Source organism: Streptomyces violaceorubidus (assembly GCF_000717995.1).
GTDB lineage: Bacteria > Actinomycetota > Actinomycetes > Streptomycetales > Streptomycetaceae > Streptomyces > Streptomyces violaceorubidus.
Genome location: NZ_JODM01000008.1, coordinates 63,674 through 86,361, shown reverse-complemented (window position 1 = coordinate 86,361; position 22,688 = coordinate 63,674). Strand labels below are relative to the sequence as shown.

Annotated in this window: 15 protein-coding genes; 7 read left to right on the top strand and 8 right to left on the bottom strand. The window is 73.1% G+C overall.

The genetic code is table 11. The features are described from left to right. The first annotated feature begins 116 nt into the window (after nt 1–116). From IE94_RS0113700 to IE94_RS0113685, 4 genes are all read left to right on the top strand, one after another. Nucleotides 117–2,705, top strand: coding sequence for a glycoside hydrolase family 127 protein (locus IE94_RS0113700; RefSeq protein WP_030183089.1), 2,589 nt, complete (start codon nt 117–119; stop codon nt 2,703–2,705). Between the two features lie 63 nt (nt 2,706–2,768). Further along, the gene (locus IE94_RS0113695) at nt 2,769–6,164 is read left to right on the top strand and encodes a glycosylhydrolase-like jelly roll fold domain-containing protein (RefSeq protein ID WP_030183086.1); all 3,396 of its coding nucleotides are present in this window, start codon (nt 2,769–2,771) and stop codon (nt 6,162–6,164) included. Between the two features lie 46 nt (nt 6,165–6,210). Further along, nucleotides 6,211–9,468 carry a family 78 glycoside hydrolase catalytic domain gene (locus tag IE94_RS0113690; protein ID WP_030183083.1) on the top strand — a complete coding sequence of 1,086 codons (3,258 nt, stop codon included), beginning with the start codon at nt 6,211–6,213 and terminating at the stop codon, nt 9,466–9,468. A 91-nt stretch (nt 9,469–9,559) separates the two neighbouring features. After that, a complete protein-coding gene (locus IE94_RS0113685) occupies nt 9,560–10,294 on the top strand; it encodes a YoaK family protein (RefSeq protein WP_245235246.1) in 735 nt (244 codons plus the stop codon). A 44-nt stretch (nt 10,295–10,338) separates the two neighbouring features. On the opposite strand, the gene IE94_RS41020 is transcribed toward IE94_RS0113685, so the two are convergent. Beyond that, on the bottom strand, nt 10,339–10,572 hold the full coding sequence (locus IE94_RS41020; protein ID WP_245235251.1) for a DUF4432 family protein: 234 nt from the start codon (nt 10,570–10,572) through the stop codon (nt 10,339–10,341). A 207-nt stretch (nt 10,573–10,779) separates the two neighbouring features. On the opposite strand from IE94_RS41020, the gene IE94_RS0113675 reads away from it, so the two are divergent. Further along, complete coding sequence (locus tag IE94_RS0113675; RefSeq protein WP_030183077.1) at nt 10,780–11,358, top strand: hypothetical protein; 579 nt, start codon at nt 10,780–10,782, stop codon at nt 11,356–11,358. Nucleotides 11,359–11,373: 15 nt separating this feature from the next. Here IE94_RS0113675 and IE94_RS0113670 read toward each other — a convergent pair whose 3' ends face one another. Genes IE94_RS0113670 through IE94_RS0113660 form a run of 3 tightly spaced genes read right to left on the bottom strand, consistent with a single transcriptional unit; the run spans nt 11,374 to nt 14,641 of the window. Then, on the bottom strand, nt 11,374–12,396 hold the full coding sequence (locus tag IE94_RS0113670; protein ID WP_030183075.1) for a C-terminal binding protein: 1,023 nt from the start codon (nt 12,394–12,396) through the stop codon (nt 11,374–11,376). Next, nucleotides 12,383–14,173: an IlvD/Edd family dehydratase gene (locus IE94_RS0113665; RefSeq protein WP_030183071.1), complete on the bottom strand. Its 1,791-nt coding sequence runs from the start codon at nt 14,171–14,173 to the stop codon at nt 12,383–12,385. Before IE94_RS0113665 ends, IE94_RS0113670 begins: the two co-directional genes overlap by 14 nt. A 9-nt stretch (nt 14,174–14,182) precedes the next feature. Continuing rightward, nucleotides 14,183–14,641, bottom strand: coding sequence for a universal stress protein (locus tag IE94_RS0113660; protein ID WP_030183068.1), 459 nt, complete (start codon nt 14,639–14,641; stop codon nt 14,183–14,185). Between the two features lie 235 nt (nt 14,642–14,876). On the opposite strand from IE94_RS0113660, the gene IE94_RS0113655 reads away from it, so the two are divergent. Both IE94_RS0113655 and IE94_RS0113650 read left to right on the top strand, forming a co-directional pair. Next, complete coding sequence (locus IE94_RS0113655) at nt 14,877–16,703, top strand: glycoside hydrolase family 15 protein (RefSeq protein ID WP_030183065.1); 1,827 nt, start codon at nt 14,877–14,879, stop codon at nt 16,701–16,703. Next, on the top strand, nt 16,700–18,124 hold the full coding sequence (locus IE94_RS0113650; RefSeq protein WP_030183062.1) for a glucose-6-phosphate dehydrogenase: 1,425 nt from the start codon (nt 16,700–16,702) through the stop codon (nt 18,122–18,124). The genes IE94_RS0113655 and IE94_RS0113650 overlap by 4 nt, the downstream gene beginning before the upstream one ends. Before the next feature lie 359 nt (nt 18,125–18,483). On the opposite strand, the gene IE94_RS0113645 is transcribed toward IE94_RS0113650, so the two are convergent. The 4 genes from IE94_RS0113645 to tap form a co-directional block, all read right to left on the bottom strand. After that, on the bottom strand, nt 18,484–18,939 hold the full coding sequence (locus IE94_RS0113645) for an SRPBCC family protein (RefSeq protein ID WP_106977850.1): 456 nt from the start codon (nt 18,937–18,939) through the stop codon (nt 18,484–18,486). Nucleotides 18,940–19,090: 151 nt separating this feature from the next. Beyond that, the gene (locus IE94_RS0113640) at nt 19,091–19,633 is read right to left on the bottom strand and encodes a GNAT family N-acetyltransferase (RefSeq protein ID WP_030183056.1); all 543 of its coding nucleotides are present in this window, start codon (nt 19,631–19,633) and stop codon (nt 19,091–19,093) included. Nucleotides 19,634–19,782: 149 nt separating this feature from the next. Next, entirely contained in the window at nt 19,783–20,340 is a 558-nt protein-coding gene (tpg, locus tag IE94_RS0113635; protein WP_030183054.1) for a telomere-protecting terminal protein Tpg, read from the bottom strand. A gap of 6 nt (nt 20,341–20,346) precedes the next feature. Then, entirely contained in the window at nt 20,347–22,548 is a 2,202-nt protein-coding gene (tap, locus tag IE94_RS0113630) for a telomere-associated protein Tap (protein ID WP_030183052.1), read from the bottom strand. Nucleotides 22,549–22,688: the final 140 nt, after the last annotated feature.

The window sequence follows — 22,688 nt, the reverse complement described above, 5'->3', positions numbered from 1 at the left end:
ACTTAGGGCGCGTCAGCTGGTTCTTGTGGGAACCCTTGACGCCCCTGGTGGGGCCACTTAGCGTCTGCGTCGAATCGAATAAAACGATTCAATCGAAGGGAGCTGAGCCCCGCACCATGCCCGCACCGCACAGCAGACCCGCCCCCTCCCGACGCCAGGTGCTGTTCACCGCGTCGGCCGCAGCGGCCACCGCCGCGACCACGAGCCTTCCCGCCGCGGCGGCTGCCCCGGAAGCCCCCGCCGGGGCGGCGCCCCCACCGACGAGAGCCGCACACCGCCCGGGGCCCCCGCTCGAGCCCTTCCCCCTCTCGGCCGTACGCCTCCTCGACAGCCCCTTCCTCGCCAACATGCGGCGCACCTGCGCGTACCTCCTCTTCGTGGACCCCGACCGGCTGCTGCACACCTTCCGGCTCACCGTGGGCCTGCCCTCCTCAGCCGAACCCTGCGGCGGCTGGGAGGCCCCCGACGTCCAACTGCGCGGCCACACCACGGGGCACCTCCTCAGCGCCCTGGCCCAGGCCCACGCCCACACCGGCGAGAGTGCCTACGCGGACCGGGCCCGCCTGCTCGTCTCGGCCCTGGCCGAGTGCCAGCGGGCGGCACCGGCGGCCGGGTTCCACCGCGGCTACCTCTCCGCGTTCCCGGAGTCGGTCTTCGACCAGTTGGAGGCCGGCGGCAAGCCCTGGGCGCCGTACTACACCCTGCACAAGATCATGGCCGGTCTCCTCGACCAGTACCGGCTCAGCGGGAACCGGGAGGCGTTCGACGTCCTGCTGGAGATGGCCGCCTGGACCGAGGCGCGCACGGCCCCGCTGTCGCGCGAGCGGATGCAGAGCGTGCTCAAGGTCGAGTTCGGCGGCATGAACGACGTCCTCGCCCGGCTCCACCTGGAGACCGGCGACCCGGTGCACCTGCGCACCGCCCGCCGCTTCGACCACGACGAGCTCTACGCCCCGCTCGCCGCCGGCCGCGACGAACTCGCCGGGCGGCACGCCAACACGGAGATCGCCAAGGTGGTCGGCGCCGTACCGGCCTACGAGGCCACCGGCGACCGGCGCTACCTGGACATCGCCGACACCTTCTGGACCACCGTCGTACGCCACCACTCCTACGCCATCGGCGGCAACTCCAACCAGGAACTCTTCGGACCGCCCGACGAGATCGCGAGCCGCCTCTCGGAGGTCACCTGCGAGAACTGCAACAGCTACAACATGCTCAAACTCGGCCGGGACCTCTTCCGCCACGACCCGGAGCGCACCGAGTACCTGGACCACTACGAGTGGACGCTGTACAACCAGATGCTCGCCGAGCAGGACCCCGAGTCGGCGCACGGCTTCGTCACCTACTACACGGGTCTGTGGGCGGGCTCGCGGCGTGAACCCAAGGGCGGCCTCGGCTCGGCCCCGGGCAGCTACAGCGGGGACTACGACAACTTCTCCTGCGACCACGGCACCGGCCTGGAGACGCACACCAAGTTCGCCGACACCGTCTACTTCCGCACCCCCGGCACACGCCGTCCCGTGCTCCACGTCAATCTGTTCATCCCCTCCGAAGTGCGCTGGGCGGAGCTGGGCGTGACCCTCCGCCAGGAGACCGACATCCCCACCGGCGACCGGACCCGCCTGACCGTCACCGAGGGAGCGGCCAGGTTCTCGCTGCGGATCCGCGTCCCCGGCTGGCTGGCGGCGAGCGACGCCCGCGCCGAGCTGAAGGTGAACGGCCGACGCACCGGTGACCGGCTCGAACCGGGCACCAGCACGACGGTGACACGTCACTGGCGGACCGGGGACCACGTCGAACTCCTCCTGCCCCGCGTCCCCGTTTGGCGCCCGGCGCCCGACAACCCCCAGGTGAAGGCGGTGTCGTACGGCCCTCTGGTCCTCGCGGGAGGCTACGGGGACACGCCGCTCGCGACGCTGCCCGCCGTCCGACCCGACACGCTGCGCCGCACGCCCGGCGAGCCCACCCGGTTCACGGTCCTGGCGGACGGCCGGCAGGTCACGCTCCGCCCCTTCCACGAGATCCACCACCAGCGCTACAACGTGTACTGGTCGGTCGCACCCCCGCCCGGGCCCGCCGGTGACGTGGCCCGCTACGCCCTCGACGAAGGACACGGCACCTCGGTGGCGGACCGCACCGGGACCTTCGCCGACGGCACCCTGACCGGCGGCGCGACCTGGAGCACCGAAGGCGGCACGACGGCGGTGACGCTCGACGGACGCGGCGGCCATGTCGTACTCCCCGCCGGACTGCCCGGTGGACTTGAGAAGTTGACCGTTTCCGCCCGCGTCCGCGTCGACACCCTCGCCTCCTCCGTCCGGGTCTTCGACCTGGGATACAGCAAGGACACGTACCTCTTCCTCGCGGCGACCACGGGCGCCGGGCGGGCCCGCGCCGCCCTGAAGATCGCGGGCATGGAGGCCGAGGACTTCGTCGACGCCACCGGACCGCTGCCCCTCGGCCGCTGGACCCACGTGGCGCTCACCCTCGCCGACGGCATCGGCGTGCTCTACGTCGACGGCGCCGAAGCCGGGCGGAACGCTGCCATGGTCGCCCGTCCCCTCCTGCTCGGCCGGACCAGCCGCAACTACCTGGGCCGGTCCCAGAACAGCACCCACCCCTACCTGCACGGCGCCGTCCGCGACTTCCGGCTGCACAACCGCGCCCTCACCGCCGACCAGGTACGGCGCCTCGCCCAGGGCTGATCACCCCCCCCGCGGCCCAGGCCGCCCCTCCTCCGCACCCCACCTCCACCCGGGAGCACAGCCATGCCCGAACACCCCCTGTCCAGACGCCGCTTCGTGGCCGCGGCCGGTGCCACCGGCGCCCTGGCCGTCGTCGGCCTTCCCGACGCCGCCCACGCCGCCGGTCCACCCGCCAAACCGGCCGGGCAGGAGCGGGACGGCTGGTCCGCCCGGCACTTCGCCGATCCGCGCCACGACAGCCGCCCCACCGTCTACTGGTACTGGAACGGCCCCGTCACGCCCGAACTGGTCGACCGCCAGCTGGCCGACCTGCGGTCCAAGGGCATGTACGAGGTGATCCTCTTCTCCTTCGACAACGCCGAGATGACGCCGGTGTTCTTCACCGAGGAGTGGTTCGACATCGTGGGCCACGTCCTGAGCACCGCCGAACGCACCGGCATGCGGGTCTGGTTGTTCAACGACGACCACTTCCCCAGCGGCCGGGCCGGCGAGTTCATCGTCAAGGGCGGACGGGTCGGCAACCGCACCTACGCCCCCCGGCCCGAGCTGCGCCTGAAGGCACTCGCCCGCTCCACCACCGTGGTGCGCGGGCCCGCGTCGATCGACCTCGGGCGCAGCACCGGCCTCGGCGTGGAGGCGGGGCGGCTGGTCGCGGACGCCGCGGTCCTCGACGGCGCCGCCGTGCTGAGGGACAGCCAGGCGTGGGGCGAGGTCACCGTCACCGGCAGCGCGAAGGCCGAGCACGGCGCGGCCGGACTCCTCGTGCGGGCCTCGGCCGACGGGCGCACCGGATACGCCGTCGCCTTCGACCAGACCGGCGTGGTCACCGTGGAGCGGCTGGGCGACGGTGCCGAACCGGCCGAACTGCTGCGCAGCAGCCGCACCGACGGCTTCAACAAGACCAAGTTCCACACCCTCCGGATCGCCCTGAGCGGCGGCGGTCTCTCCGTCACCCTCGACGGCAGGGACAAGGGGACCGTGGACGGCCTGGCCGAGCAGACGGGCGGAGTCGGGGTGCGCGCCGTCGGCGACCAGCGGGCGCTGTGGGAGAGCCTCGCCGTCGAGTCGGCCGACGGCACCGCCCTGTACACCGGCTCCTTCGACCGCTCCTCCGCCGCGGGCGACTTCCCCGAACGCGCGCTGCCCGCCGAGGGATTCACCCTCGCGGCCGCCGCCGCCCGGCCCACCGCGTCCACCGCCGCCACCGACGTCGTGGACCTGACCGACCGGCTCACCGGCCACCACACCTGGCAGGTGCCGGCGGGGGAGTGGCAGGTCGACCTCTTCGGCGGCGTACTCCTCGCCGACGACAGCCAGGGCTACAGCCGCAGCTACGTCGACCTGCTCGACGACGAACCCGTCGAGCTGTTCCTGGACATCGTCCCCGGCGAGTACCACCGCCGGTTCGGACGCTACTTCGGGACGGTCGTCCCCGGCTTCTGGGACGACGAGCCGTTCTTCGCCTCGGCCGAGGCCCACTTCAAGCGCCTGCCCTGGTCACCGGCTCTCGACCGTGCCCTGCGCGCCGTCGGTGTCACCCCCGGCCTCGCCTACGCCGCCGCCTTCGACGACCTCGGCCGCCTTGGCCGCATCGCCCGCGGCAACTTCTGGAAGGCCGTCTCCGACCGCTTCGCCACCGCGTTCCGCAAGCAGGCCCAGTGGTACGAGAAGCGCGGCGTCGCCCTGATCACCAACCCGCTCTACGACGAGACCGCCCCCGCCAAGCGCATCGCCTCCACCGGCGACCTGCACAAGGTCCACCAGTGGGCCCAGGTGCCCGGCGGCGACATCATCACCGCCGAGTACGTGGCCGGTGAGCCCACCATGATCCCGCGCAACCCGGTCTCCGTGGCCCACCAGATGGGCCGCGAACGGGCCCTGCTGGAGATGTTCGGCAACATGGGCTGGCAGGTCACCCCCGGCTTCGTGCACGCGACCGTCGGCGCGCAGGCCGCCCGCGGTGTCAACCTGACCGTGCTGCACGCCCTGTGGACCGACGAGAGCCGCGTGTACTTCCCGCCGCCCTTCGGCCCGCGCGCCCCCTGGTGGTGGTCCATGCGGCCGCTCGCCGAGTGGATCGGCCGGGTCATGGAGGCCGGCCGCGGCACCTCGGCCGCCCGTACCGCGCTGGTGCAGGCGCAGCGGGCCGCCGAGCAGTGGGCCGGCACCGACCTGCAGCAGGACGTGGACGCACCGCTCAGCGAGGCGGCCTACGCCCTGGAACGCGCCCAGGTCGACTTCGACCTGCTGCACGAGGGCGCCCTGACCCGGGACCCCGCGCTGCTGGCCCACGCCGAGGTCCGCGAGGGCCGCCTGGTCGTCGGGGCGGCCGCCTACGACCTCGTCGTCATCCCCCGGACACCGGTCCTGGACGCCGACGGGGTAGGCGTGCTGCGCGAGTTCGTCCGGGCCGGCGGCACCGTGATCGCGGTCGGCGCCCTGGACGCCGAGGAGGCCGACGGCGGCGACCGCACCCTCGCCCACGGACTCGCCGACCTGTTCGGCGACCGGGTCCCCGCCCGCAGGACCCTGGGTCGCGGACACGCCGTACGGGTCACGGACACCGGCGCGCTCGGGGTTGCCGCCGTCGAGGCCGGCGCCGCGGCGGCCGTCCTGGACCCGGCCCAGGACGCCGTCCGCGTGCTGCGGGTGCGCCAGGGCCCCGACACCGTCTTCCTGATCAACAACGAGAGCGGCGCGCAGGTGCGCACCGTCGCCGCCCTCCCGGCCACCGGCCTGCCCGAGACCTGGGACCCCGCGACCGGCACCGGCGGACCCGCCCCCGTGTACCGGACCGCCAAGGACGGTGTGCGGGTGCCGCTGGACCTGGAGCCCTACCAGACCGCCGTCGTCGTGGTCCGCGGCGGCCACCGCGAGCGGCCCCACCTCACCGAGTCGACCGTGCCCGTCCTGTCCGTGGAACGCCACGGGCCCGTGCTCCGCGCCACGGTGGAGGCCTCGGAGGCCGGCACCCACCGCCTCGTCGGCACCGACGGCGGCCACCGCTACCACGGCACCGTACGCGTCGACGACCCGCTCGCCCCGGTCCCGGTCGACGGCGACTGGACGCTCACCTTCGAACGCGAGGGCGCCCAGCCGGTCACCGCGCCCCTCGGCAGCTGGACCGAGCACGACGCGCTGTTCTCCGGCAGCGGCACGTACACCACCGACATAGATGTCGACGCCGCCCGGCTGCGCGACCGCCGGGTCCTGCTGGACCTCGGCGACGTCCGCGACGTCGCGGAGGTGACCGTGAACGGGACCGTGCTGCCACCGCTGCTGTGGGCCCCGTTCGTGGCCGACGTCACGGGCCATGTCGCGGCCGGGCGCAACACGCTGGGCGTCCGGGTCGCCAACACGCTGTCCAACGAGCGCAAGAAGCCACTGCCGTCCGGCCTGCTCGGCCCCGTGGCCCTTCGCTTCCGGCGCCGGACCACGGTCGAACTGCGCCGAGTCTGAAGCTGCCCGGGACCGCCCCGATCACCCGCCAGGCAAAGGAGCCGCCATGCCCACAACCAACCCGCTCGGCAGACACCGAACCGCCGCCGCCCTCGCCGGTGTCACCGCCTTCGTCACCCTGCTGGCCGGCGCGGTCACCGCCGACGCCGCGACCACCGGCACCCTCGCCCCGACCGGCCTGCGCACCCAGCACCTGACCGAGGCCCTCGGCATCGACGACACCACCCCCGACCTCAGCTGGCAGACCACCGCCGACGCCCCGAACACGCGCCAGGCCGCCTACCGCGTCCAGGCCGCCACCTCCCGCCAGCGGCTCCGCGCCTCCCGGCCCGACCTCTGGGACTCGGGGAAGGTCGCATCGTCGGTGCCCGGGACCACATACGCGGGCAAGAACCCCGGATCCCGGGCGAAGGTCTACTGGCGCGTCATGCTCTGGTCCGGCGACGGGAAGCGGCACGGCGGCTGGAGCAGCACCGCTGTCTTCGAGACCGGCCTGACCCGGCCCTCGGACTGGGGCGCGCAGTGGATCAGCCACCCCGACTGGCGGCTGAGCGACCGGACCGTCGAACCGGTCGTCGTGCATCTGCCCCGCACCACCGCCCGCTACGTACGACTGGACGTCACCCGGCTCGGCCTGCCCCTCGCCGAGTCCTTCCCGGACCGCACCTGGCGCCTCCAGCTCGGCGAGATCGACGTCCGCGACTCCGGCACCGCCACCTCCGGCCTGGCCCGCGGCGCCGCCGTCACCGCGTCCGAGAGCAACACCGTGCGCAAGACCTGGGAGCCCGCCCTCGCCGTCGACGGCCTGCCCAACAGCGCCCTGCAGACCGCGGCGGGCTACGCGAGCGCCGCGCACACCGGACCGGACGTCTCCGACGCGCCGATCACCCTCACCCTCGACCTGAAGACCGCGAAGACCTTCGACGAGGTGGCGCTCTACCCCCGCGCCGACGTCCTCACCGACGACGGCCGGATCCCCGGATTCCCCGTCGACTACACCGTCTCCGCCGCCGACAGCGCCGAGGGCCCCGCCACCCGGCTCGCCGAGATCACCGGCCAACGGCAGCCCACCCCCTACCTGCCCGCCGGACTGCCCCTGCTCACCGACGACTTCACCCTGCCGAAACGGGTCCGCAGCGCCCGCCTCTACATCGCCGGACTGGGCGTCTACGAGGCGAGTGTCAACGGCGAACCGGTGGGCGACGCGGTCCTGGAGCCGGCCAACACGGACTTCGCCGAACGCGTCCAGTACGCCACGTACGACGTCACCGACCGGCTGCGCACCGGCGCCAACACGCTCGGCGTCGCCCTCGGCAACGGCATGTCCAACGTCGTCAGCACCGCCGACCGCTACCGCAAGCTCTACGGCAACCTCAGCGATCCCAAACTGATCGCCCGCCTGGAGGTGACCCTGGCCGACGGCCGGGTGCGCACGATCACCAGCGGCGACGACTGGCGCACCACGCTGGGCCCGACCACCGCGTCGAACTGGTACGGCGGCGAGGACTACGACGCCCGGCGTGAGATCCCCCGGTGGGACGAGCCCTCCGGCGACCGGCGCGGCTGGCGGCACGCGGTCGAGGTGGCCGGCCCCGGCACCGCCGACCGGCCCGCCCTGCTCAGCGCCCGGGAGACCGAGCCGATCCGCGTCGTGGAGACCCTGAAGGGCGAGCCGGTCGACGGCGCCGAGGGCAGCCGCGTCTTCGACCTGGGCCGCAACATCGCCGGCTGGCCCGAGATCACCGTCCGCGCGCCGAAGGGCACCGCGATCCGCGTCTACCCGGCCGAGAGCCTCAAGGACGGCCACGCCTTCCAGTCCATCAGCAACGTCGGCGCTCCCGTCTGGGACAGCTACACCACCGCGGGCGGCCGGGAAGCCGAGACCTGGCACCCCCGCTTCAGCTACCACGGCTTCCGCTACCTGGAACTGCGCGGGGTGCCCGAGAACGCGACGGTGAGCGTCCGCGGCCACGTCCTGCGCACCGACAACGCCTCGGTCGGCGACTTCACCAGCTCCGATCCACTGATCAACGGCATCCACTCGCTGATCCGCCGCTCCGTCGAGGGCAACATGATGAGCGTGCTCACCGACTGCCCGAGCCGCGAGAAACTCGGCTGGCTCGAACAGAACCAGCTCGTCTTCCCCGCCCTCGCGGGCAACTACGACATGCGGGCCTACCTCCGCAAGATCGTCCGGGACATGGCCGACGCGCAGACCACCGAGGGCCTGGTCCCGAGCACCGTCCCGGAGTACACCAACCTGCCCGGCGCCTACCGCAACGACGCCAACTGGGGCGGCGCCTTCGTCCTCGTCCCCTGGCAGCTCTACCTCACCTACGGCGACCGCCAGACCCTGGAGACCTACTACCCGGACATGCGGCGCTACGCCGCCTTCCTGGAGACCCAGGTCGCCGACGGCATCCTCGACTACGGCCTCGGCGACTGGTTCACCCCCGACCGGACCTTCCCCCGCGCGGTGGCGGGCACCTACGGGTACTGGCGGGTGACCGACACCCTCGGCCGGATCGCCTCGCTCCTCGGCGACACCGCCGCGGCCGAGGAGTACCGCCGGAAGGCCGCCGCGAGCGTCGAGGCGCTGACGGCGAAGTACTACGACACCGCCACCGGCACCTTCGGCGGCGGCGGACACGGCGCGGAGGCACTCGCGCTCGACATGGGCGCCTACCCGGCGGGGGAGCGGGACCGTCTGCTCGCCCACTTCACCGGCGCGATCAAGGCCGCCGGGAACCACCTGGTCCTGGGCGAGATCTCGCTGCCCGCCGCCTTCCGGGTGCTGAGCGCGGCGGACCGCGACGACCTCGTGCACGCCATCGCCACCCGGACCACCAGCCCCAGCTACGGCTACCAGGTGCTCGCGGGCAACACCACCCTGGGCGAGTCCTGGGACGGCGGTCCCGGCCAGTCCCAGAACCACTTCATGCTCGGCGCCATCGACTCCTGGTTCACCACCCGCGTCGCCGGCATCGCCCAGACCGAGGACTCCGTCGGCTACGCGAAGCTCCTCATCGACCCGGCGGTGGAGGGCGACATGACCTCCGCCGCGGGCTCCTACCGCACCCCGTACGGCGTCGCCCGCACCGACTGGGAACGCTCGGACGACCGCTTCCGCCTCACCGTGGACGTCCCGGCGGGCAGCACCGCGGAGGTGCGCGTGCCGGTCCTCGGCAAGCACGCCGAGGCACCCGACGGCGCGCGGCTGCTGCGAATGACCGGAGGGGAGGCCGTGTACGAGGTCGGCTCGGGCCACTGGACCTTCCGGTCGACCGTGGCACGCGCCCACTAGGACGCGGAACCGGGCGGGGCGGCCGACGTACGTCGCGCCCGCACCGCCCGGCATGTCGCGGCCCGCGCCGCCACGGCGGTCGGCGAGGATTTTGTCCGGGGCCGGACGAGGCGAGGAGAGGACCACGAAGGGCAATCGGCGACGGCATCTCCGTCTCCCCGCGAGCTCACGGCAGGACCCGCACGCGTGGGCCGCGCGGCTGCTGACCGCCTCCGCGGGCGCCGTCAACGCCTGGGGCTTCCTCTCCCTCGGCGGCGTCTTCACCAGCGTGGTCACCGCCAACTCGGCCCTGATCGGGGTCGGTCTGGGCGGCGCGGACGCGAAACTCGGCGCCCTGGCCGCCGTCGCGGTGCTCTGCTACGTGCTCGGCGCGGCGGCAGCCGGCTGGACGGCCGGCCGAGCCCGAAGGGGTGGGCGCCCGCGCCCCTCCGGCTTCCTGCTGATCGAACTGCTCCTGCTGTGGGCCGTGGTGGGGTGGTGGCTCGCCGTGGACGGGGATCCGTCGGTCGGGGAGCGCACGGCGATGCTCGGCACGGTGGCGGCCGCCATGGGATGCCAGAACGCCGGTGTCCGAGTGGCCATGGGCGCCCAGGCGCCGACGGCGTACCTGACGGGCCTGCTGACCGGGGCCGTCACCGACGCGGTGACGGCCCGGCGCGTCCCCTGGCGCGTCCTGGCCACGATGGCGCTCCTGGTCCTCGGTGCGGCATCCGTCACGCTGCTGGAACGGCTGCTGCCCCGCGCCGCCCCGCTGCTCCCCGCGCTGCTCGTGACGGCGGCCTGGCTGACCGTCCACGCGCGTACGTGGGTCAGGCACGCGTCGTGACGGGTGCCGAACCCCCGCGGTCCCCCGGGCCGCGGCCCCGGTGGTCAGTCCAGGCGCCCCACCCGGAAGGCGGTCGTGCACTCCCGCTCCCCACCGGGGGCCGGCAACGTCATGGACCCGTGCTCGCGGGCGGCGGCCTCGCCCTGCACGGGGTGCGTGGACGGTTCGAAGCCGGCCGCGTAGGCCACCTCGCGCAGGTGCAGCCACGGGAAGACGGATGGGAACCGGGCCGTGTCGAACCCCGACTCGCCGTGGACGCCGACGCGTTCGTCGACCAGGCGGGCCGGGTCAGGCCCGCCGCGTCGGGCTCCGGTGCGTGCTCGTAGACCTGCTCGACGGAGCCCGGCGGCGGGGCGGGCACCTCGGTGTGGGACACGCCCTGCTCGGCGACGCCGTCACTGCGCCACAGCTGCGGTGCGGCGGCAGTTCGTAGCGGGCGCCCCCGTCCAGGCGGACCTGCGGTGGTCCGGGTGTTGGATGGGCGCATGAGCCAGACGACAGCAGCCCTGCGCCTGCGGCGGGCGATCGACCGGACCCGGCACGCTACACGGGAACGGGCCCGAGTCGGACGCCGCCCGGAGAAGGCGGACGACGTGCGGGGCACCTTCGCCACGGACGGGGCACTGGGCTTCGACCCCTTTCCCTTCCTGCGGGCGCTGCACGCCGCCGGATCGCACGCCGTGGTCATCGGCCAGGTCGCCGGCATCATGCACGGCTCCGCCGAACTGACCGGAGACCTGGACCTGTTGTGGGACGGCACCCACGACGAGGCGCGCGCCCTGCGTGCCGCCCTCGCCGCGTGCGGCTGTACCGAACCGCCGGACCTCGACCGGGAACAGGTGGCGTACCGCGTCACAGGCGCCGACGGAGACCTGTGCACGCCCGTCCTGCGCTGGGGCGACCTGGACGTGACGCCCTGCCTGACCCGGGCCGAGACGACTCACGACCCGGCCGGCTTCACCGTCCGCTACGCCGCCCTCGACGATCTGATCCGCATGCGCCGGGCCCTCGGCCGCCCGAAGGACCACCGCCGCGCGGACGAACTCGCCCGACTGCGCTCCTGACCGGGAGCGGCCCGCTCACGCGCGGTGCGCGCGGCGGGAGCCGGCGGCCGGTTCGTTGACGGGGTACCGCGCGGGTTCCCCGGTCAGGACCCGCACGGCCTCCTCCGCCGCGATGGTGCGTACCGTCCCGACGGCTTCCTCGGAGTAGTAGGCCGCGTGCGGGGTGACGATCACGTTCGGCAGTTCGAACAGGGGGTTGCTGGGCTGCCAGTCGCGTTGCTTCGCGGGCTCCTCCTCGATGTCGTCCAGCGCCGCCCCGGCGATCCACCCCTCGCTCAGCGCCCGGTACAGCGCCGCGTCCTCCACGATGGGCCCGCGCGCGGTGTTGACGAGGACGGCGGTGGGCTTCATACGGCGGAGCGTCGCGCGGTCGAAGGTGTGGTGCGTCTGCGGCGTGAGCGGTGCCTGCACCACGAGGTGGTCGGCGCCCTCCACCAGTTCGTCGAAGGAGACCGGCCGCACCTGGCACGCGCGGATCTCGGACGCGTCGACGAAGGGGTCGTGCGCCCACACCTCGACACCGAACCCCCGCGCCCGCTCGGCGATGAGCCGCGCGATGGCGCCGAACGAGAGGATGCCCAGCACCTGCCCCCTGAGCCTGTGGACGGGCCGACCCGTCTTCCAGTGCCATTCGCCCCGTCGCGTCGCACCGTCGTACCGGCAGATCTTGCGGGCCGCCGCGAGCCAGAGCGCGACGGCGTGGTCGGCGACCTCGTCGGCGCACCAGTCGTTGGGTGCGTTCGTGACCTGGATTCCGTGCCGCGTCGCGGCGTCGACGTCGACGATGTCCACACCGGTGCCGTAGCGGGCGATCACCCGGCAGTGGGGCAGCGCGGCGACGGCGCGGGAACCGACGCGCGCGTACTGGGTCAGGATGCCCCCGGCCTCCCTGCCCGCCTCGATCACCTCGTCCTCGCTCTTGCACTGCGCGGCGACGAGCCGGAGCCCGGCGCCTTCGACGATCGCGCGTTCGATGTCCACGTCGCCGAAGTCGGAGTCGGCGATCAGAACCGTTCGGTCCGGGTCAGTGCGAGTCACGCGGAATCCCCTTGGTGTGGACGAGATCCTGGTAGGACACGGCGAGTTCGAGGCAGCCGCCGGTGTCCAGCTGACCGACCGTGGCACGGTAGATCTCCTGCCACGGTGTCTGGTGCTCCAGTGCCGGAGGTTCGTACCGGGCCATCCGCTCGGCGATCTCCTCGTCCGGCAGGAGGACGTCCACGCGTGCCCGGTCCAGGTCGATGCGGATCCGGTCGCCGGTGCGCAGGACGGCGAGATTGCCGCCGGCCGCCGCCTCGGGGCTGGCGTTGAGGATGGACGGTGCGTCCGACGTGCCGCTCTGGCGCCCGTCACCGAGCGCCGGCAGCGCGGTGAGGCCCCGTCTGCTCAGCGAGGCGGGGAGCTCCATGTTCACGACCTCGGCCGAACCCGGGTATCCGACCGGCCCCGTGTAGCGGATGACGAGGATGCAGTCCTGGTCGATGTCCAGTTCCGGGTCCTCGATGCGGGCGTGGTAGTCCTCGGGGCCGTCGAAGACGATCGCGCGGAACTCGAAGACGGACGAACCGTCGGCGCCCGGCAGGCGACGGGCCCGGAAGTCGTCGGTGATGACGGAGGTCTTCATGATCGCGGAATCGAACAGGTTCCCGCTCATGACGAGGAGGCCGCCCCGGGCGGTCACGGGATCGTCGAGGGGACGGATGACCGCCGGGTCGGCGGACGGGGCGTCCTCCAGATTCGCGGCCACGGTACGGCCCGACACCGTCACCGCGTCACCGTGCAGGTGCCCCGCCGCCAGCAACGACCGCATGACCGCGGGCACCCCGCCCGCGCGGTGGAAGTCCTCGCCGAGGAACTCACCCGCGGGAGCGAGGTTCACCAGCACCGGGATGTCGCGGCCCACGCGCTGCCAGTCCTCGTTGCCCAGGTCCACCCCCACGTGACGGGCGATGGCATTGACGTGGACGGGCGCGTTGGTCGACGCGGCGACGGCCGACGCCACGACGATCGCGTTCTCGAAGGCCTGCCGAGTCATGACCTTGCGCGGGGTCAGGTCCTCACGCACCAGGGCCACCGCCCGGCGGCCGGTCTCGTAGGCCATCTGGGCCCGCTCGGCGTAGGGGGCCGGGATGGCGGCGCAGCCGGGGAGGGACATGCCCAGGGCCTCGGCGAGGCTGTTCATGGACAGCGCCGTGCCCATCGTGTTGCAGTGCCCGGCGCTCGGCGCGGAGGCGGTCACGCGCGCCATGTACTCGTCGTGGTCGATCTCCCCGCTGGCGAGCAGGCGTTTCGACTGCCAGATCACCAGCCCCGAGCCGGTGCGCATTCCGTTGTGGTAGCCGTTGAGCATGGGACCGCCGGACAGGACGATCGCCGGGAGGTTCACCGTCGCCGCCGCCATCAGGCACGCCGGGGTGGTCTTGTCGCAGCCCGTCGTCAGGACCACTCCGTCGAGCGGATATCCGTAGAGGACCTCGACCAGTCCGAGATAGGCGAGGTTGCGGTCCAGGGCCGCGGTCGGGCGTTTGCCCGTCTCCTGCAACGGGTGGACGGGGAACTCGAACGGGATCCCGCCCCCGTCCCGGACCCCGTCCTTGACCCGGTCGGCTAGACCCAGGTGGTGCCGATTGCAGGGCACCAGGTCGTTGCCCGTCTGGGCGATGCCGATGATCGGCCGTTGCGACTGGAGTTCCGCCGCCGTGAGGCCGTAGTTCAGGAACCGCTCGAGATACAGAGCGGTCATCTCCGGGTTGTCCGTGTTGTCCCACCAGGCTCGGCTGCGCAGCTGCCCCGGCGTCGTTTCCGTCTGTGCCATGCGGGCTCCTCAGCCGTCCTCGCCACGCACCACCAGGACCGGGCAGGGCGCGTTCTGCACGCAGTGCTGGGCCACCGATCCCAGCAGCAGCCCGGTGAAGCCCCCGAGTCCCCGGCTCCCGACCACGAGCAGCGCGGCGCCCCGGGCCGCGTGCAGCAGCACCCCGGCCGGAGTGCCGTAACGGGCCTCGGCACGCACCTCTGCCGGCGGCCGCGGTCCCACGGCCTCCTCGACCGTCCGGGCGAGTTCCTGCTGGGCCCGGGCCTGAAGCGCACCCTCGTCGCTGCTCGACGGGGGCAGCCAGCCGAGTGCGCCGTGGAACTGCGGCAACTCCCACGCCGTCACCGCCTCGACCACGCCGCGAGTGACCTCCGCCTGGCGCACGGCCCAGCGGACGGCCTGTTTCGACGAGTCAGAACCGTCCACCCCGACCACGATGCGGTCCGTTTCCTCGCGCTGGTCAACCATGAACGCTCCTCCACTCGGCGGTGGCGCACGGCCTGCGGGCATCAGTGAGCCCGCGGCCGGAGGACCACCCTCAGTATTGCCCGGCCACGCCGTACGCGCAGTTCGGCGATCCGGTCCGGCCGGTACGGCGGGAGCGTCCGACCGGCGGCCCGGTTTGCGGGACGGGCCGGCGTCGGTGAATCTGGAGCCGGATCATGAGCACCAGGCGCAGACGGGCTGCTGAGGAGCGAACCGTATGTACGATCCCGACCCGCCGTTCCGGCCGGTTCGCCGGCCGGACGGCTACCTGCCCCTGGAGGATCTCGGCCTGATCGGGGACGGCACCACCGCGGCGCTCGTCGGCCTCGACGGCACCATCCCCTGGATGTGCCTGCCCCGGTTCGACTCCGACGCCGTGTTCTGCGCGCTGCTGGACCACGCACGGGGCGGCCACTTCACCGTGACGCCGGAGAACCTGCGCGAGGCCCGGCAACGGTACGAACCCGACACCGGAGTGCTGCACACCGAGCTGCGCAGTGACACGGGGCTGGTGCGCGTCACGGACGCCCTGGCCCTGCGCTCCGGAGCCGACCTGTCGGACGACGCGCCGTCGGGCCGCGGGGAACTCGTCCGTTCCGTCGTGGTCCTGGAGGGACGGGTACGCCTCAGGGTGGAGGTGGAACCTCGCGGCGGCGCCCACGCCCACCAGCTGTACAGCGGACTGGAGGTACGGCCCGCCCGCAACGAGGGACTGCGCCTTCACCTGCGCTCCAACCGTCCCCTGAGCGGCCTGCGGACCGTGCAGGACCTGGCGCAGGGCGACCGCCTCGACCTCGTCCTGTCCTGGGGACGCTTCCACCGCCACCACCGCTTCGACCCCGACGCCATGCTCCGCCAGACGGCGGACGCCTGGCGGCGGTGGATGCGCTCGTGCGACTACGCCGGGCCCCAGGAGGCACTCGTCAGGCGGGCCGCGATCACCCTGAAACTGTGCGACGACTGGGCGAACGGGTCACTCGTTGCCGCCCCCACCTCCTCGTTGCCCGCTCCCGTCGGAGGCGTCCGCAACTGGGACTACCGCTACGCCTGGATCCGGGACGCGGCCTTCGCGGTCTTCGCGCTGCGCCGCATCGGCTTCGGCGGAGAGGCCGACGCGTTCCTCGGCTGGGTCCTCGACGCGTTCGAGCGCAGCCGTCGGCCGCTCATCATGTACACCCTGGACGGCGACCGGGTACCGGACGAGGTCGAGGACGCCGGGCTGGAGGGATACCGGGGCTCCTCGCCCGTCCGCTGGGGCAACGGCGCCGCCGACCAGCGCCAGCACGACGTGTACGGCGAGATCCTGGACTGCGCCGACCAGTGGCTGCGCCGCGGCGGCGAGATCCAGCCCGCCATGTGGGCCAGCCTGGCCGGGCTGGCCGACACGGCCGCCCACGCCTGGCGCCAGCCGGATCAGGGCCTGTGGGAGATCCGCAGCGAGGGCCGTCCGTTCACCTACTCCGTCGGCCTGTGCCAGGTGGCCCTGGACCGGGCGGCCCGGATCGCGGAACGCTACGGCCTGCCCGGCAACGTCGGCCAATGGCGCCGGGAGGCGGGCCGGCTGAGCGACCTCATCCTGGACCGGTCCTGGGACGAGGACGCCCAGACGCTCAGCGTGTACATGGACGGCGGAGGCGTCCTGGACGCCAGCCTGCTGAACCTGCCGCTGCGCCAGGTCCTGCCGGTCGACCACCCTCGGATGGTCGCGACCACCCGGGCCGTCGCAGAACGCCTGTCGGCGGGTGACGGACTGCTCTACCGCTACCTGCACGACGAGCACCCCGACGGCCTCCCCGGCGACGAAGGCGCCTTCGTGCTGTGCAGCTTCTGGATGGTGGACAACCTGATCGGCCAGGGCCGCCTCGAGGAGGCCGAGGAACTGTACGCGTCGCTGTGCTCGCGGGCGAGCCCCCTGGGGCTGCTGTCGGAGCAGATCGACCCCACCACGGGAGCATTCATGGGCAACGCGCCCCAGGCTTTCAGCCACATCGGGACCATCGCCAGCGGAGTCAACCTCGAACGGGCGAGGAGTGCTTCGCGATGACCATCCGACGACTCGTCGTCTTCGGCGGGACGGGCGACCTCACGGGCCGCTACCTCCTGCCCGCACTCGCCGCGCTGTACGCGGCGGGACACCTCGACCACCGGTTCAGCCTGCGCGCCGCCAGCCGGGAGGACTGGGACGGCGCACGGTACCGCGAGTGGGCCGAGGACCAACTCGCCCGGCACGGAACCGACTTCCCGACCGAAGCCCGGCGAGCCGTCACGGCGTCGGCGGACTACCGCAGGGCCGACGTCACCGACCCCGCCGACGTGGCCGCGGCAGTCGCCGGTGACGACCCCGTGGCCGTCTACCTCGCCCTCCCGCCGTCGCTCTTCCCGGCGGCGGTGACCGCCCTGCACCGGGCGGGACTCCCCCCGGGCAGCCGCATCGTCCTGGAGAAGCCCTTCGGGGAGAACCTCGCCGACGCCCGGGAACTCAACCGGCTGCTCGGCGAACTCGTGCCCGAGCGGGCGGTCTTCCGGGTCGACCACTTCCTGGCCATGACGACCGTCCAGAACGTGCTCGGCAGCCGGCTCGCCAACCGGATGCTCGAACCGATCTGGAACAGCACCCACATCGCCGAGATCGAGATCGTCTGGGACGAGACCCTCGCCCTGGAGGGACGGGCCGGCTACTACGACCAGGTGGGCGCGCTGAAGGACATGGTGCAGAACCACCTGCTGCAACTGCTGTGCCTGGTGGCCATGGAACCGCCGCTCACCCTCGGCGAGCGTGACCTGCGCGACCGCAAGGTCGACGTCCTGCGGTCGGTGCGCCCGCTGACCGACTACGACGTCGTACAGCGCACGCGCCGCGCCCGCTACTCGGGCGGCCGGGGCGTCGACCACGACGTGCCCGCCTACGTCGACGGGGACGGCGTCGACGCACAACGCCGGACCGAGACCTTCGCCGAGATCGTGCTGGAACTCGACAGCTGGCGCTGGGCGGGCACCCGGTTCCGGCTGCGCAGCGGCAAGGCCCTCGGCAAGGACCGCAAGGAGGTCGCGGTGCGCTTCCGCTCGGTCCCGCACCTGCCGTTCGGCCAGGACCAGGACGTCCGCCCCAACGTGCTGCGCTTCGGTCTGGAACCGGAAAGCCTGAGCATGGACCTGACCGCGACCGGCTCGCGTCCCGAGACCCTCGCGCAGCTCTCGCTGACCGCCCGCATGGACGCCCCCGACCTGCCGGCCTACGGCCGACTGCTGCTGGACGTTCTGCGGGGCGACCCCGCCCTGTCCATCCGCGGCGACGAGGCCGAGGAGGCGTGGCGCGTCGTCGAGCCGGTCCTGTCCGCCTGGGAGAGGGGCCTGGTGCCGCTGGAGGAGTACCCGGTCGGCTCGGACGGGCCACCGCCGCGCCACGTCATGCCCGAGCGACGGGACGACCTGCTGCACGAGGAGTCGGCGATGCCGGCCGACTGAACGCCCGCACCCGGCGGCGCCGTACCACCCGCTACGGCGGAGCGGTCGTCATGACCCGGTGAGGGCGGCCCCACAGCCGGTGTGCCACGGGTGTCCGGATCGGTCGCCGGAACCGGCATGTTCGGGAAGGTGTTCCGGCCCAGGGCGTGGTCGCCGTGCGGGAAGGGCTGTGCACCGCGCACGCGCAGCGTCACGCGGCCGCGGGCCGCGCCGAGGGGCCGCAGCAGGGGCCTGCGGCCGAGAGGGACGGAAATGGGGCCCATGATGGTCCTCTTCACCAGACGACAACGTTGTCAACCGAGGTCATTCTCGAACGCCCCGAAGCGGCGAGTCCATGGGTGCGGACCGGGCCGGGCCCCTCAGCCCGGTTGCGGGACGTTGCGGTGCTCGCGGACGGCGATCCTGGCCAGCTTGGTCAGCATCATGCCGTTGCGGACCTCCACGAGGTAGTCCACGGGCAGTCCGTGCATCCGGATGCCGGGCCCCCGCAACGCGTGCCAGTCCAGCACGAAGAGCGTGGCGTCGCCCCAGGGCATCAGCCTCATGGCGATGCGGGCAGCGCCGAACGGGTCGGCCTTCGCCTCCAGTTCCAGGCGGTGCTCGGGTTCGCAGACGCGGACGACGCAGGTGTCGTCGAGAACCAGCGGGCCCACACCGACCCTGACGCGCAGCCGGGCGCCCACCTGCGGCCAGTGCGGATCCGCGGCGAGGATCCGTCGGGTACCGGTCACCCACTCCCCGTAGCGGTGACCGTCGGACAGCAGGCTCCAGACCTCGGACGGGCTGCTCAGGATCAGGCGGCGGTTGCGGGCCAAGCTGAACACACTCCCTCGGGACGACGGACCGCCGACACTAGTCCGGCGATCCGGCCGTCCCCGGGAACGCGCCGGGGCGTGGGGCCGTACGGAGGAGTACCGCAGGCCCGGGGGGAGGTGTCGGCCGTGGGGATGCCCCCAAGTGCCCGGCTCAGGCGGGGAGGGGCGTGGCCGGGGGACGCAGCCCGAGCCACTGCTCGGCGTCCCAGGCCCGGAACCGCTCCACCTCGGTGAACCCCAGCTTCGCCGCGAGGCGCATCGAGCCGGAGTTGGCGGTCTGGGTGGTGAGCACCACCGGCTCGCCGGGAAGGACGTCGTCGAGCCAGTCGAGCGCCGCCGCACACGCCTCGGCGGCGTACCCGTGCCCCCACGCGCGCGGCAGGAACAGATAGCCGAGATCGACCGACCCCGCCGCAGCCGGACGAAGATGCTCCGGAGCCCTCCTGAGCAGGATCTGGCCGATCATCGCCCCGTCGAGGTCGACGACGAAACTCCCCGGCCACCGCTCGGGCACCACGGGCAGCTCGCGCTCGATCCGGTCACGCGGCCGGGGCCCGCCGAGATAGGTGTGCACCTCCGGTGACGCCAGCAACTCGACGAAGGCCGCACGGTCTTGGGCCGCGGACCCACGGAGCACGAGTCGCGCGGTCTCGATCGGCGCGGGCGGCCAGGCGATGGAACCCAGGTCTGACATGCGCGGAGGCTAACAGCCCTGGGGGCGCCGCACTTCGGCTTCCCAGGAGCAAGCAGCGTCGTGCGGCCCCGGGGCCCGGGTTCGCCGCCCCGCCGGCCACGGTCGGAAGTCCTGTCCGCCCGGCCGTGCCCGCGAGACCACGACGCGGGCTAGAGGCCGAACTCGACATGCTCGATGTCCGTGAAACGGACCTCCTCCAGACTGCCGGCCCGGCGGCCGCTGTCCTGGAAGTACACCTCCTTGAGTGCTTCCGCCGCGATCTCCTGGAGGCGGGCGTCGTCGGCTCCGGCTTCCCGGGCCTCGAAGAGGCGGGCCGCGTACTGCGGGGGCAGGGCGACGGTCAGGTGCCGGATACGGTCCTGGTCCGTCGACCCGATCGGCGCGGTGTAGCCCATGCGGGCGCGGGTGTCGATGACGATCCCGTCGGTGGTCGCCGCCCTCTGCCGGGCCCTGGCCCGGATCTGCGGCTGCCAGCGCCTGCGCACCTCGCGATCGAGGCGCGCGGCGAGATCCGGGCGGGGCTTCTTGATCTGGTCCTTCACGTACCGCTCGACGGTGCGCTGGGAGACCCGCAGCAACTGGGCGACCGCCTTGGTGCCCTTGAGCTGCTTGACCAGGTACCGCATCTGGGCGGGCGCGCCCTTGGGCGCCGGCCGTGTGAACGCCTTCTGCACCGCGGCGTCCAGTCCGTCCCCGAACACACTCATCGTCTGCTACTCCCCATGGTCGACGTCGGTGACGGTACCGTCCTTGATGTACCGGGCGAGGTTGAGGTCCGGGGCGCCGAACCGCTCGCGGACCTCCTCGCCCCACAACACGCTCTGGGTGCCCTCGTGTTTGACGAGCCCCGGATTGACGCCCAGCTTGAAGCCGCCCGGCAGGGGCTTGCCGTCCCGGTAGGGCAGGAAGTCCAGGGGCGAGGTGCCGTCGGCCGCGTAGACGACGCAGTCGGACAGGACCGCCACCGGGTACTGCCCGGTGAACGCCGCGTGCTTGACGATCTTCCGGTGGAGGTTGACCCGGGTGCGGGAGATGACCGCGGCACGGATGTCCGGCCGCCACGTCGGCCGGGACAGGGCGCGCCACGGCTCGCCGGGCCGCCAGCCCTCCCCGCGGGGCCGCTCGCGCAGCTTGCCCAGACCGCCCTTGACGGTCGCCTTGATGGCGGAGGCGACGACGGCGAGCTGCGGGTCACGTTCCCGGTAGCCGTCCATCGCCGCCAGGAAGTCGGCGGGCGCGAGATCGGTGCCGACGCCGAGGTCGGCCATGGTGGCGAGATAGGCGTCGCGCAGCCGCTGGTACCAGCCGTCCAGGTACCGGCCGTTCTCGTACCGGAGGTACGCCTCGACCGGCCGCACCTCGTACCCCAGCTCCACCGCGTACGCCACGGTGGGCGTCGCGTACCAGGCCGGCCCCGTGGGACGCTCGCCCTTCGGCGTGAACGGGCTGGGCAGCATGTCCGCGTCCAGCTCGGCCCACCTGTCCTTGCCGACCTTCACCCGGGCCAGGTCGACGTGGGACAGGTCCACCAGCCAGGAGCCCGGGAGCTTCGGATCGAACACCGGCGCCCTCACGTGGGTCGGCCCGCCGAGGCCGACGACCAGGCCGTTGGCACCGGCGGCGAAGGCCATGTTGACGTCGATGCCGACCAGGTGCCGCAGCGTGCACTCGGCGTCGGTCATCGGCCGCGCCCAGTCGTACGCCTCCTCGAACAGCTTCTCGCCGGGCCCGCGCACGTGGAACCGGGGGAGCCCGCTGAGCAGTGGATGTCCGTCGGGTGCCTCGCAGGGCGCGCAGTCCACCGGATCCGCGCCCAGCGAGCCGGGATTGTGCTCGGAACGCCGCTTGCCCGTCTCGTCGGGTCCGGAGGCGCGGGTCGCCGGGTGCAGTGCGGTCATCAGCTCCAGGCCGGTCACCGCGGTCGATCCGCGCGGCGTCATCACCCGGGACGCGTACACGCCCAGGACGCGGGCGAGTTCGGCCGGCGGGAGCTGCCCGGCCCCGCCCCAGTGCCGGGGGTCGAGCGCGTGCCAGGACGGGATGCACAGCTGCACGCAGGCCCGTGCGGATCCGGTGGCCGGGCGGTAGATCCGCGCCCACGGCCCGAAGCCGCGCTTGGTCAGCTTCCACTCCGCGCGGGCCAGCTGCTTGATCACCTTGTGGCCCTCGCGGAGCCGCCCCGCGAGCCTCTCCTCCTCGGTGAGAGCGGCGGGGAGCCCGTAGCGCTTCAGTGCGGCCTCGGTGAGCACGAGCAGCGGGTCGGCGTCCTTGCCGGGCCCGGACAGCCGCGCCTGCCCGAGCCGCGCCTCGTGCAGCGTCCAGTCCACCAGGGCGGGGATGCTCCTGGCGGGGACGTCCAGCACCAGACCGTCGCGGCAGTACGCCAGCACCTGTCCGTCGCCGTCGACGTCGACGACCGCCAGCGGCCCGTTCTCGAACCGCGCTTCGCCGCCGCCCGCCGCGGCATCGGCCGGCGCCGTCTGCCGGGTAGCCGGGCGGCGCGCCGCCGAGGACGGTCCGGTGGAGGGCGTGGGACTGGGGACGGCAGCCGGAGGCTGTTCCCCGGCCGGGACGACCGGGCCCTCGGACGACTGCCCGGTGGACGGATCGCGCTCCTCGGCCGGCTCGGGGGCGCTGCCGTCCGGCGGTGCGGGGTAGAGATCCGACGGCGCGGGGTAGAGCTGCGCGAGCTTGTCCAGCAGCCGCGCGTACGCCTCGCGCTCCGGCCCGCGGGGCTCGGTCGGCTTCTTGGGCGACTCCCACCCGGACACCGTGGCCCGGCGCACCCGCAACGCGGCGGCGACCTCGTCCAGGGTCAGACCGTGCGCGACCCTCAGCCGCTTGCGCTCCTCCGCCGGCGGCAACGGAGAGCGGGACGCGACCAGCGCGTCGACCGCGTCGAACAACTCGGACATGGGACACCTCCGGGCCGACACGCTACCCGGAAACCGCACGGACACCGTACGAACCGCGTACCCATGCCGTCCCCAGGGTGGCCCCACGGTGGTCCGGCCGTGGCCCATCCGTGAGCCCCGTCTTGCTCGCTCTATCGAAA